Raw genomic sequence first — 12597 nt, 5'->3', positions numbered from 1 at the left:
GCTCAAGTCGTAGGGCAATTGTTTGATTACAAAGTCGGTCATGGTCGCTTCACCTGCTGGGTGAAACGTCACATAGCATCCAAGTCGTTGACTTCAATGGAGAATCAGCAAAATATCGACCATCAGGTCACGGATCCAGGTTTCATACAGACGCAGCGGCTCGATAGAAACGAATTGAAATTGAAATTGCCCAGGTTCAGCCACAACGGCGCTCCACCACCCATTCTGGGTGTTGAGAACGCCCCGCCCCCGGGGCAGTCAGGTTGCTCTGTGCATGCCGCGCGACCGACGCGCTTCGCTCCCTCCTGGACTACCACCCGCAAGGGTGTTGTGCGATCGAGGGGCACAGATCCGTGGCAAATGCTCCATGCGTAGCATGGACCGGCACAGCTGGGCCGGTACGGGCTCTTGAAAGCCGGAACCGTGCGACAGAACGCACGGGGCTCCACCCGCGAGCGCCGCTTCGTCAACCGCCCCCGCACCACCCCCCCGACAAAAAGAGTGGCGCCGTCAGTCAGCCGACGCGGTGCAGCTATTTGTGCATGGATTCCGCAGTCTGTCAAACGTGTCCCGGAGGTTCCTGCCGCCTGTCGCAGCTCTGCGACAGTGCAGGCGCTGGCGGGACAAATCCGGGGCGAACCCGAAGGACAGACAGGGACGCGCAGGGAACCGCAGGGACAAAACCGGGACACTTGGCCCTGGAAATGGGCAAAAAAAGCCCGACCTTTTTGGGATCGGGCTATCATTTTTATAGCAATGAACCTAGTGCTAGCTTGGATTGGCGGAAACGGAGGGATTCGAACCCTCGATGAGGCTCTACACCCCATACTCCCTTAGCAGGGGAGCACCTTCGGCCACTCGGTCACGTTTCCAATCCTTTCATTATGCCTCATTTCAAGGGTATTCCGGGCGAACAAGCTGGCTGGTGACGTCGATCAAAGGCCTCATGCAGGCTGGGTCATAGCGACTGGTCACACGCCTTCCCGCAGTCACCGGCGAGGTCTTGAGCTCAGATATGGAGAGCCTTACGGAGCGCCACCGTATTGGAAAACGTATCAACGCCATTCGCGTTTGGGGTCGTGAGGCATCCGTGCCGCCGCGCGGGCGGATAACAATGGTTCGCTGCGCCTTCGCGGCTCGTGCGCCTAGGAGCCTGTCGGACTTGGAGCGTCGAAAGCGAAAATCGGCCCCAGCGAGGACAGTTTTTGCCGAATTCGCAGCCCCATAGCCGAGCCATGGGGCAAAAAGGCGGTTAAAAATGGACCGCTGCGGTCGATTTGCAGCCGACGATTTCCAAGTCCGACAGGCTCCTAGGGGGCTACATCCCTGTGACCGTGCCAATCGAGGTGCGACCCGGATCGCACCACAAAGCCACGCCCCACCTTCAGGTTGATCCGGTGACTCCGCGTTATGCAGGCGGCGATCTGATCAAGCAACTCGCCCAGTTGGGCTGCGGACGGCGTGGTGTGGTGGTGCTCACGCAGCCAATGACGCAGCACGTTGGCCTGGCGGGCACGGCTCAATGGCTGCAGCTGCTGCAAGGCGGGCGGCACGCCGACTTGCGCAAGATCACCCTGGGCGATCTCGCGTAGCAACTGCGTCGCGTCCCACGCGTTGGCTGCCGTACGGGCAAACGTCTGGCGAAACGCAGGAAAAGCCGCCTCGATCACGGGTAGGAGGTCTGCCCTGATGCGGTTGCGGGCAAAACGCGTATCGCTGTTGGTGGGGTCCTCCACCCAGGCCGCACCTTGCTCGCTCAACCATCTGCGCACATCTCTTGCTGACACTTGCAGCAACGGCCGGTGCCAGGATAAACCGGCGCGCTCCCAGCGCTCTGGCATGGCGGCAAGACCGGCCACACCAGCGCCTCGCGATAGGGCAAGCAGAAGTGTCTCAGCCTGATCGTCCGCATGTTGGCCCAAGGCAATGGACGCGATGCGAGGCGCTAGCCCATTCGCGTAGGCCATGGCCTGCAAGGCAGCATAGCGGGCCTGTCTGGCGGCGTCTTCGGGGCTCTGTCCCGCTGCGGGGCGCGCATCCAGACGCTGCACATGCAGCGGCACATCCAGCTGCCTGCACATCGTCACGCAGTGCTGCTCAAAGCCATCGGCGGCGGCTTGCAAGCCGTGATGAACGTGCAGCGCCCGTACTTGTCCCGGCCAACGGCGGGCGCAGGCGAGCAGCAGCGCAGTCGAGTCCGCGCCACCGCTCAAGGCCACACCCAACGGGAGCGACGGCGCAAAGACGCTGATAGCTGACTCAAAAGGCTGTTTCATACCAGGCACCGCCGCCTCGGCCAAAAAACAGGGCGATATTGGGCATGCCAGCACTGCAATGTTGGCTCCACTGCGCTGGGCACGGCACAGACCCCGGATTCTCTTCGCTAGCAAGGCAGCTCATGGGCTTGATTATCACAAGCAGCGCATCCAGCAAAGCCGCGTGTCGGCAATCTGGCACTTGCGTGTTTTGGATGCTGGCGTCGTCAGTTCCACCTGAAGTACCGGTGGTTTGCAACCGTGTTGTGTGCGGTTGCGCCGGACATGTCAGCCAAGGTTGGCATCCGGGACCGAAGCCGCATGAAAAAAAGATCGGCCCTCGAAGGGCCGATGCGAAGTGACTAAGGAAGGCGGGCCGCTCCTCAGGCCGTTCAGCCGCTGTTTGACTTGGTGTCGCTGAAGCGCCCGTAACTTTGCAGTCGCTCGTAGCGGCGCTCAAGCAAATCCTTTGTTTTCAGGTCGGCCAGCTGACGGAATGCATCGCCCAGGGCCCGCTTGAGGAAGGCAGCCATTTGTTTGTGATCGCGGTGTGCCCCACCAACGGGCTCGCTCACGATCTTGTCCACGAGGCCCAGCGCCTTGAGGCGGTGGGCGGTGATACCTAGCGCATCGGCCGCCTCCTGCGCCTTTTCACTGGTCTTCCAGAGGATCGACGCGCAGCCCTCAGGGCTGATGACCGAGTAAATCGCGTACTGCAGCATCACCACCTGGTCAGCCACGCTGATGGCAAGAGCGCCACCCGATCCACCTTCTCCGATGATGGTGGAAATGATGGGTACTTCAAGTTGTGCCATCTCGAAGATATTGCGGCCGATGGCTTCGGACTGCCCGCGTTCCTCGGCATCGATGCCTGGATAGGCGCCGGGCGTATCCACAAACGTGAACACTGGAAGACCAAACTTTTCTGCCGTCTTCATCAGGCGCAGGGCCTTGCGATAGCCCTCTGGCTTGCTCATGCCGAAGTTGCGCGTGGCGCGCTCCTTCGTGTCGCGCCCCTTTTGGTGACCCAGCACCATGCAGGCGTGTCCGTTGAAGCGGGCCAGCCCACCCACGATAGACAGGTCGTCTGCGTAGTGCCGATCGCCATGCAGTTCTACAAAGTCGGTGAAGATTTCGCGCACGTAGTCAAGCGTGTAAGGGCGCTCGGGGTGACGGGCGATCTTGGTGATTTGCCAGGGCGACAGCTCGCTGTAGATGTCCTTGGTGAGCTGCTGGCTTTTTTTGCTGAGCTGGTCGATCTCTTCTGAGATGTCGACAGCGCTTTCGGTCTGCACATAGCGCAGCTCTTCGATCTTGGACTCCAGTTCGGCAATGGGTTGCTCGAAATCCAGAAATGTCTTTTTCGCCAACGTTTTTCTCCTAGGAATCGCGCCGCGGTGGGCGGGCTGCTGCAGGCGGGCCGCACTTTAACCGAGGTGCAACCAGATGTGAAGGCTCGTCAGAGATTGTCAGTAAACCACGGGCAGCGGGTCCAGCGAGCGCCAAATATACCAAGTTGCCACACTGCACCAAGGCTTCCAGGCCTCAGCGACTTCACGGGCTTCGCTGCGACTGACTGGGTCGCCCGAAAAATAATTTTGACTGATGCCGTTGATCAAGCCTACGTCATCGAGCGGCAGCACGTTGGGGCGCCTGAGATAGAAGATGAGGAACATCTCGGCCGTCCACTGACCAATGCCACGGATGGCCACCAGTTCGGCGATGATCGATTCGTTATCCATCGCTGCCCAGTCCTTGACGTGCAGCTTGCCACCCTCGAAGTGCATCGCCAAATCGACAAGGTAGTCCACCTTGCGGGCCGACAGGCCAGCCGCGCGCATATCGTCAATCTTGAGCTTGAGCACGCTGGCTGGCCTCATACCTTGGGGAAGCGCTGCGAAGCGCTCCCACACCGTTTGGGCCGCCTTCACCGAGATCTGCTGACCCACGATGCTGCGCGCCAGGGTGGTGAAGGCGTCACCCCGCGTTTGCAAAGCTGCATCGCCAAACTGGGGTATGAGCCGTTTCATCACCCGGTCTTTCTTCATCAGGTGCTTGCACGCTTCCGCCCAGTAATCAGGTGTCGAAGGGGCAGACGAAGGGGCGTCTTTCACTATTTTTTTAATAGCTACCACGATCTGCTCCATCTGCCGCTAGGATCATTTTTTTCAAAGGCACTCCGCTCACTGTGCGGCTTCCCATGTGGTGCCGGCGGCAGAGTCCTTGAGGACGATGCCCTGGGCCAGCAGGTCCTGGCGGATGCGGTCGGCTTCGGCAAAATTCCTTGCGGCCTTCGCGGCTGCGCGCGCAGCGATCCTGCTCTGAATATCCGCTTCGTTCAAGGCCACGCCAACCTGCAGAAATGCCTGGGGATCACCCTGCAGTACTCCGAGACAGCCGCCCAGCGCACGCAGCAGACCAGCCAGCATGGGCGAGCGGGTCTTGTTGACCTCGCCTGCCAATTCAAACAGCACAGCCACGGCCTCGGGAGTGCCAAAGTCTTCGTCCATGGCCGCCTTGAAGCGTGCAGCGTAGGGATCGGCCCAGTCAATCTTTGCCTGGTCTGCCGGAGCGACCAGGCTGAGGGCGGTGTACAGGCGCTTGAGGGCCAGGCGCGCATCGTCCAGGTGGGCATCGCTGTAGTTCAACGCGCTGCGGTAGTGCGCCCGCACCATGAAGAAACGCACGGTCTCGGCGTCGTACTGCTGCAGCACGTCTCGGATGGTGAAGAAGTTACCCAGGCTCTTGGACATCTTCTCGTTGTCGACCCGCACGAAACCGTTGTGCATCCAGAACTTGGCAAGCGGCTTGCCGGTGGCCCCTTCGCTCTGCGCGATCTCGTTTTCGTGGTGGGGAAACTGCAGGTCAGCGCCGCCGCCGTGGATATCAAAGCTTTCGCCCAGGGTGGCACAGCTCATGGCAGAGCACTCGATGTGCCAGCCAGGACGACCGGGGCCAAACGCGCTGCCCCACTTGGCCTCGGGCGGCTCCTCGGGTTTGGCTGCCTTCCACAGAACGAAGTCGAGCGGGTCTTCCTTCCCAGCCTCCACCGCCACGCGCTCGCCGGCGCGTAGCTCGTCCAGCGACTTTCCGGAGAGCTTGCCGTAGCCGGCAAACTTGCGCACCGAGTAGTTCACATCACCACCGGGCGCACGGTAGGCCAGACCCTTGCCTTCCAGTTGGCTGATGAGAGACAGCATCTGCGGGACATATTCGGTCGCGCGGGGTTCAGCGGACGGCGGTTCGATGCCCAGCTTGCCGATGTCAGCGTGCATGGCAGCAATCATCTCGTCCGTCAGTGCGCGGATGGTGATGCCCCGCTCCAGCGCACGCCGGATGATCTTGTCATCGATGTCGGTGATGTTGCGAACGTAGGTCACACGCATACCGCTGGACTTGAGCCAGCGCTGCACCACGTCGAACGCCATCATCATGCGAGCATGACCGATGTGACACAGGTCGTAAATGGTCATGCCGCACACGTACATGCGAACATGACCGGGTTCGAGCGGGGAAAAGTCCTCCAACGCACGCGAAAGCGTGTTGTAGATGCGCAAGCTCATGGAATTTCAGTAACAGAGACTGGACTGGGTGGGCCCGCACGGGCCGGTCAGAGGCAGACGGGCACCTTCGAAGTACCAACCTGCAGGGGCACAAACCCGCAAAAGCAGAGGCAACAGCGTTCCGTCACGACAAACCCCTCAGCTACAATCTGCCGCAGTATAAGTCCCGTCCGGCCAATATCGGCCCAAATCACCGACCCGCCTATGAAGCAAGTTCGACGCACCCTTCCACAACTATTGCGCTTGGTTGCACTGACCGCACTGGTGGGCACTGGCGCGGTCCATGCCGACGACTATGCCGACATTGCAAGGCTGCTGAAGGCAGGAAAACCGGCAGACGCTCTGGCACGCGTGGATCAGCGCCTGGCTGCCAATCCGCGCGATCCGCAGCTGCGCTTCCTGCGCGGTGTGGCTCAGGCAGACTCCGGCAAAGCAGCCGATGCCATTGCAACATTCACCAAGCTCACGGAAGACTACCCCGAGCTTCCAGAGCCATATAACAACTTGGCCGTGCTGTACGCCAACCAAAACCAGCTAGACAAGTCCCGTACAGCGCTGGAAATGGCGATCCGCACCAATCCTAGCTATGCCACCGCCCACGAGAACCTCGGGGACATCTATGCCAAGCTGGCCAGCCAGGCGTATAACAAAGCGCTGCAACTGGATGCTGCGAACGCCAATTCGGTCAAGCCCAAACTGGCTCTGATACGGGAACTGTTCTCAGCCGAAACGGCGGGCAAGCAGGCGCGCGCAGGTGCGAACACGCCCGCAGTCGTCGCCATCCAGCGTCCCGCTGCAGCTCCGCCGGCTGCTCCAGCTCCAGCTCCAGCTCCAGCTCCAGCTCCAGCTCCAGCTCAAGCACCAGCACCAGCACCAGCACCTGCACCAGCACCAGCACCAGCACCAGCACCAGCACCAGCACCAGCACCAGCACCAGCACCAGCACCAGCACCAGCACCAGCACCAGCACCAGCACCAGCACCTGCGGCTGCCGCAGCCGCTGAGGATGCGGCCAGGGTGAAAGCGGTCACGGCTGCTGTGCAGGCCTGGGCAGCGGCCTGGTCTGCCAAGGACATCGCTGGGTACTTTGCGGCTTACGACAAATCTTTTGACGCGCCAGGCAAACAAACGCGGGCCGCCTGGGAGAAAGAGCGTGAAGCTCGCATTCTGGGTAAATCGAAGATCAGCGTGACCATCAGTGACTTGAAGGTTTCGGTTGAAGGCAACAAGGCCTCGGCGCGCTTTCGTCAGGCCTACACGGCCGACTCGCTGAATGTGACCAGCCGCAAGACGCTCGATATGGTCAACAGCAATGGTCGCTGGATGATCGTGCGCGAAACCACGGGCGGTTGATCGTGCCATCCGAGCCGGCGGCTGCACGTCGCTTACGCTTAGCGACCGCTGCGCCACGCTAACCCGCAGTCGAGCGCTAGTATGTCTGTCGAGCTGACTGCACGACGTCGCCGGGCTGCGGCGGTCGCGTTGATGATTGTGTCGCTGCTGCATGCAGTGATAGCGCACGCCCAGAGTGACAACAAGCCCCGCCCCAAACCTGCACGGGCTGGGACATCCGCGTCGGCCAAGCCACCAGCGTCGCCTCCCCCTCTGCGCGATGGAGATGCCGAGGAGCGGCTTCTTGCTGTCTACAAGCTCATCGGCGTTGGACAAAATCGAGAAGCCCTACGGCAGGCCGAGGCCCTGGCGCGCGACTACCCGAATTTCCAGCTCGCACAGCTTGTCGTGGGCGACTTGCTCTCGGCGCGGCTGCGTCCCATCCGTCGCATGGGCGACGCACCGGAGGCCGATACGCTGCGCAGCATGCAGGCGGCGGCCACGCTCGATGAACTGCGTAACGAATCCCGTCAGCGTGTGGACGCGCAGCGCATTCGCCCGCCGGCCAACACCATCCCGGCCCAGTTCCTTGAACTGTCTCCACGTTCGCGCCACGCCATTGCCTTTGACGCATCGCGCTCCAGGCTCTACCTTTTTGAAAACGCCCCCACGGGGCTGCGGCTCGTCGCCGACTACTATGCCTCGGTTGGCAGGCTGGGCATTGACAAGAGCCTGGAGGGCGACCAACGCACTCCGCTGGGGGTGTACTTCATCACGAGCCGGCTGGACCCGACCTCGCTCAAGGACTTCTACGGCGCAGGCGCGCTGCCCATCAACTACCCCAACCCGCTGGATATCAGCCGCGGCAAGACCGGCAGCGGTATCTGGCTGCACGGCACGCCACCGGAGCAGTTTGCGCGTGCGCCCTTGGCCACTGACGGCTGCCTCGTGCTGGCCAACCCCGATCTGGAACGCCTGCTGCGTACCGTGGAACCCCGCACGACTCCGGTGGTGATCGCGCGCCAGTTGAACTGGGTCGCACCCCACAGCGTGCAGACCGATCGCAATGCTTTTGACGCAGTGCTGGGCGCATGGAGCAAGGCCAAAACCGATGGCGATATGAAGCGGCTACTCTCGTTTTACGCGCCCGACTTTCAAAGTCACCGCAAAAAACCCCTGGATGACTGGGCCAACGTCTTGCAGGCCGAGGCGCGCGCCCTTCGCGGCCGGGACCTCCATCTCAAGGACAAGTCTTACCTGCGGTGGACGGACTCAGCCGACACCATGGTGGTAACGTTCGGCGAAGTCGCAGCGGGCGCCCGTACCGGGCCCGTCAAGCGCCAGTACTGGATCCGCCGCGACCAAAACTGGCAAATATTTTTCGAAGGAGTGATTGGATGATTTCCAGAAGATATTCTGCTATTGCGCTTGTCAGCGTTGCATTTTCAGCTCTTATTTCAGTAGCATCTGCACATGCACAAGGAACCGCCCCCAAGGTGAAGCTGTCAACATCCATGGGCGATATCGTGGTGCAGCTCGATCTGAACAAGGCGCCCAAGACCGTCGAGAACTTTCTCGCCTACGTCAATGAAAAGCACTACGACGGCACCATCTTCCACCGCGTGATCGATGGGTTCATGATCCAGGGTGGCGGATTCACAGCCGACATGCAGCAAAAGCCCCCCAAGGCACCGATTCCGCTGGAGGCCAGCAACGGCCTGAAGAACGACACCTACACCATCGCGATGGCGCGCACCGGCAACCCCAACTCTGCCACTTCGCAGTTCTTCATCAACGTGAAGGACAATGCCATGCTCAACGCCCCCAACCCAGACGGCCATGGCTATGCTGTGTTCGGAAAGGTCGTGGAAGGCACGGCTGTGGTCGACAAGATCAAGGCCGTGGCCACCGGTAACAGGGGACCGCACCAAAACGTGCCCAACACCCCCGTCACCATCAACTCCGCCACGCTGGTGAAGTGACACCATTTTTTAAAAGAAAGCTACGTCCATGAGCAATCCACAAGTTGAACTGCACATCACCGACTACGGTGTCATCACCCTCGAGCTTGACGCTGCCAAGGCACCCAAGTCGGTCCAGAACTTTCTGGCCTACGTGAACAAGGGACACTACAACAACACCATCTTTCACCGCGTGATCCCCGGCTTCATGGTGCAAGGCGGCGGTTTTGAGCCCGGCATGACGCAAAAGAGTACCGATGCCCCCATCGAGAACGAAGCCAACAACGGACTGAAAAACGCCAACTACACCGTGGCCATGGCCCGCACCAGCGACCCGCATTCGGCCACCGCGCAGTTCTTCATCAATGTGTCCGACAACGGCTTTCTGAACCACACCGCTCCTTCGGCCCAGGGCTGGGGCTACGCTGTGTTTGGCAAGGTCGTCGCGGGCACAGAGGTGGTTGACAAGATCAAGGCTGTCAAGACCGGCCGCAAGGGTTTCCATGACGATGTGCCCAAAGAAGACGTGGTGATCGAAAAGGCCGTCGCGCTCTGATCCTGCGTTGATCTGACCTCAGCGTCCGTGACCACGACCGTGCCCCGGTTCGAGGAGCTTGCCGCTCCCTCGCACTGGCGCACGGTCGATTTCATTTCGGATCTGCACCTGCAGGCCAGCGAGAGGGCGACCTTGGCGGCCTTCACGCTGTACCTCGCGCAGACCGACGCTGATGCCCTCTTCATCCTGGGCGACCTGTTCGAAGTGTGGGTCGGCGATGATGCCATCGAGGAGCTCGGCAGCTTTGAAGCCGAAGGCTGCGCTGCCCTGCGAGCATGCGCGCAGCGCCTGCCGGTGTACTTCATGCACGGCAATCGCGACTTCCTGGCGGGCCAAGGCTTTGCGCGGCACTGCGGAATCACGCTGCTGCACGATCCCACCGTACTGGGCTTTGCGGACCAGCGCTATCTGATCAGCCATGGCGACCTGCTGTGCCTTGATGACGTGGACTATCAGCGCTTTCGCGTGCAGGCCCGCAGCCGCGCGTGGCAACAGCAATTTCTAGCGCAGCCCCTGGATATCCGGCGCGCGCAGGCACGCGGCATCCGCCAGGCAAGCGAGGCGCGCAAGCAGTCTGGCGCCGGCTATTGCGATGTGGACGACGGGGCGGCCGTGGCCTGGCTGCAGGCTGCCCATGCAAACACCCTCATCCACGGCCATACCCACAAGCCCGCCACCCACACCCTGGCGCCAGGTTTGCAGCGTGTGGTGCTGAGCGACTGGGACGCCGCGGCAACGCCCCGCCGCCTGGAGGTACTGCGTTTATCGACCGCAGGGCTGGAACGCGTGCCCATGGACCCCATCTACCGGTGATTCCTACTCAGGGGCCGTGATCGCGTCCCCGCCCGATCGCTGACATGCCACGCCTGCTCAACCGCCTCTGGCGCCGCATACGCGCCGCTGTAGCGCCCATCCCTGACATCTCGGCACAGCTGTGGCTCCAGACGCTGCAGCGCTACCCCTTTTTGGCAGATCTGTCGCTGCACGATCAGAGCAAGCTGCGCGCACTGAGTGCGCTGTTTCTCGACCAAAAGGAATTTCACGGCGCGCACGGCCTGGAAGTGACGGATGCCATGGCCATCGACATCGCCGCGCAGGCCTGCCTGCCCTTGCTGCACATGGGGCAGGCCAGCGAGGCGCTGCGCTGGTACGACGACTTTGTAACCATCGTGGTCCACCCAACGCAAGCCGTGGCGCGCCGCCAGACCACGGATGAAGCGGGCGTGGTGCACGAGCATTCCCAGGTGCTACTGGGCGAAGCCATGGAGCGCGGCCCGGTCATGCTCAGTTGGGAGCATGTGAGCAACGCCACGGAGAACACGGCACGCGGCCACAACGTGGTGGTGCATGAGTTTGTGCACAAGCTGGACATGAAAAGCGGCGAGGCCAATGGCTGCCCACCACTGCCAGCAGGCTATATGAGCGCACGCACCGGCCGCGCCGCGTACCAGGCATGGTGGGATGCCTGGGAGCCGGCTTACCAGAACTTTCGCGAGCGCGTGATCATGGCTGAGCGCTTCGGAGCCGAGGCCCCATGGCTGGATGCCTATGGGGCGACATCCCAGTCGGAATTCTTTGCCGTGGCATGCGAGGCCTACTTTGTGAACCGACCGCGCTTTGCGCAGGAGTTTCCGCTGCTGATGCCGGTGCTCGATGCGTTCTTCAGGCGCTCTGTAGACTAGACAAAGACCCCACCATGCGCTTATGCCGCCAGCGCCTGCTCCACCGCCTGCTTGGCTTCTTCAAGACTACTGAAAAACTTGGTGGGCTGCGGCACGGCCTTAGGTAGATGGACTGGCACTGGCCAGAGACGGTCGTCCGTCCAGGTTGCGGTCCACCCTCCGATGTCTTTGCGCTTGACGGAGCAACAGGCTTGCCCATCGACCATTGCTATCCAGGTGGTGGGCGGAGTGTGGTCCCAGGTAACAGCTGCCATGCCGATCTCGATCTCTTGAAGTTTGCAACCGATTGTAGGAAGTCTGTGCGGCATTGGATCACGGCAATAACCCGCAGGAACCGATGAACGACAACCGTCACGCGCTAGCCTGCCCTGCCCTTGCTCACTCCACCGTGAGCGCACGCCTCGCCGCATGCGCCACGCTTGCCGCATCCACCCCAAAAAACCGCCGTAAGGCCGCCCGTGTATCGCTGCGTCCAAACCCGTCGGTGCCAAGCGTCACATACTTGCGCCCCGCAGGTATGAACGCCCGCACCGTCTCCGGCACGGCGCGGACATAGTCTGTTGCAGCCACAACCGGTCCGCTTGTGGCGGCCAGTTGCGCTGCAAGCCAGGGGGTACCTGGCCTAACACCTTGTTCGCCCGCCAGCGCACGCTGTTCGCACGCCAGGCCGTCGCGGGCCAGTTCGCTCCAGCTCGTCACGCTGAGCACAGTCACGTTCATGCCTTCGGCCGCCAGCTGCCCCGCGGCCTTGACCACTTCGGTCAGGATGGCCCCGGAGCCCATGAGGGTGACGTTTTTGGATGAATTGAGGCTGTCGCGCTCGCTATTGATGGCCTGATAGCTATTAAAAACATAGCAACCGCGCAGCACGCCTTCTGCCGCGCCTTCGGGCAGATCGGGCTGGGCGTAGTTCTCGTTCATCAGCGTGACGTAATAGAAAACGTCGCGCTGCTCGGTCACCATCTCGCGCATGCCGGCGTCGATGATGACGGCCATTTCGCCCGCATAGGCCGGATCGTAGGCCTTGCAGTTGGGGATGGTGGCGGCCACCAGGTGGCTGGTACCGTCCTGGTGCTGCAGACCCTCGCCACCCAATGTGGTCCGGCCCGATGTGGCGCCCAGCAGGAAGCCCCGCGCGCGCTGGTCGGCGGCGGCCCAGATGGCGTCGCCCACGCGCTGGAAGCCGAACATGGAGTAGTAGATGTAGAACGGCAGCATGGCCAGGCCGTGCACGCTGTAGCTGGTGGC

Annotated in this window: 12 protein-coding genes and 1 tRNA gene; 6 read left to right on the top strand and 7 right to left on the bottom strand. The window is 61.7% G+C overall.

Going from position 1 to position 12597, the window contains the following annotated elements:
- Nucleotides 1-779: 779 nt before the first annotated feature.
- From ACK543_RS09535 to cysS, 5 genes are all read right to left on the bottom strand, one after another.
- Nucleotides 780-872 (bottom strand) — tRNA-Ser (locus tag ACK543_RS09535).
- A gap of 438 nt (nucleotides 873-1310) precedes the next feature.
- On the bottom strand, nucleotides 1311-2276 hold the full coding sequence (gene tilS / locus ACK543_RS09530; RefSeq protein ID WP_409942614.1) for a tRNA lysidine(34) synthetase TilS: 966 nt from the start codon (nucleotides 2274-2276) through the stop codon (nucleotides 1311-1313).
- A gap of 371 nt (nucleotides 2277-2647) precedes the next feature.
- Nucleotides 2648-3625: an acetyl-CoA carboxylase carboxyltransferase subunit alpha gene (locus ACK543_RS09525; RefSeq protein WP_409942613.1), complete on the bottom strand. Its 978-nt coding sequence runs from the start codon at nucleotides 3623-3625 to the stop codon at nucleotides 2648-2650.
- 99 nt (nucleotides 3626-3724) lie between these two features.
- Entirely contained in the window at nucleotides 3725-4402 is a 678-nt protein-coding gene (locus ACK543_RS09520) for a DNA-3-methyladenine glycosylase family protein (protein WP_409942612.1), read from the bottom strand.
- Between the two features lie 36 nt (nucleotides 4403-4438).
- Complete coding sequence (gene cysS, locus ACK543_RS09515) at nucleotides 4439-5818, bottom strand: cysteine--tRNA ligase (RefSeq protein ID WP_409942611.1); 1380 nt, start codon at nucleotides 5816-5818, stop codon at nucleotides 4439-4441.
- 204 nt (nucleotides 5819-6022) lie between these two features.
- Between cysS and ACK543_RS09510 the strand changes: the two genes are divergently transcribed.
- From ACK543_RS09510 to ACK543_RS09485, 6 genes are all read left to right on the top strand, one after another.
- Entirely contained in the window at nucleotides 6023-7171 is a 1149-nt protein-coding gene (locus ACK543_RS09510; RefSeq protein WP_409942610.1) for a tetratricopeptide repeat protein, read from the top strand.
- A gap of 81 nt (nucleotides 7172-7252) precedes the next feature.
- Nucleotides 7253-8551 (top strand): L,D-transpeptidase family protein, encoded by a 1299-nt coding sequence (locus tag ACK543_RS09505; RefSeq protein ID WP_409942609.1) that lies wholly within the window; start codon nucleotides 7253-7255, stop codon nucleotides 8549-8551.
- Nucleotides 8548-9132 (top strand): peptidylprolyl isomerase, encoded by a 585-nt coding sequence (locus ACK543_RS09500; RefSeq protein WP_409942608.1) that lies wholly within the window; start codon nucleotides 8548-8550, stop codon nucleotides 9130-9132. Before ACK543_RS09505 ends, ACK543_RS09500 begins: the two co-directional genes overlap by 4 nt.
- Before the next feature lie 28 nt (nucleotides 9133-9160).
- Nucleotides 9161-9667: a peptidylprolyl isomerase gene (locus tag ACK543_RS09495; protein ID WP_409942607.1), complete on the top strand. Its 507-nt coding sequence runs from the start codon at nucleotides 9161-9163 to the stop codon at nucleotides 9665-9667.
- Nucleotides 9668-9694: 27 nt separating this feature from the next.
- Nucleotides 9695-10480 (top strand): UDP-2,3-diacylglucosamine diphosphatase, encoded by a 786-nt coding sequence (locus ACK543_RS09490; RefSeq protein WP_409942606.1) that lies wholly within the window; start codon nucleotides 9695-9697, stop codon nucleotides 10478-10480.
- A gap of 44 nt (nucleotides 10481-10524) precedes the next feature.
- Nucleotides 10525-11349 (top strand): zinc-dependent peptidase, encoded by an 825-nt coding sequence (locus ACK543_RS09485; protein ID WP_409942605.1) that lies wholly within the window; start codon nucleotides 10525-10527, stop codon nucleotides 11347-11349.
- A 20-nt stretch (nucleotides 11350-11369) separates the two neighbouring features.
- On the opposite strand, the gene ACK543_RS09480 is transcribed toward ACK543_RS09485, so the two are convergent.
- Both ACK543_RS09480 and ACK543_RS09475 read right to left on the bottom strand, forming a co-directional pair.
- The gene (locus ACK543_RS09480) at nucleotides 11370-11603 is read right to left on the bottom strand and encodes a hypothetical protein (RefSeq protein ID WP_409942604.1); all 234 of its coding nucleotides are present in this window, start codon (nucleotides 11601-11603) and stop codon (nucleotides 11370-11372) included.
- 124 nt (nucleotides 11604-11727) lie between these two features.
- The coding region (locus ACK543_RS09475) for a transketolase-like TK C-terminal-containing protein (protein WP_409942603.1) at nucleotides 11728-12597 on the bottom strand (870 nt) is incomplete at its 5' end.

The sequence above is a fragment of the Acidovorax sp. genome, from assembly GCF_046341535.1.
Lineage (GTDB): Bacteria > Pseudomonadota > Gammaproteobacteria > Burkholderiales > Burkholderiaceae_C > Acidovorax.
The sequence above is the reverse complement of the archived record's forward strand: the minus strand, read 5'-3'. Positions and strand labels throughout refer to the sequence as shown.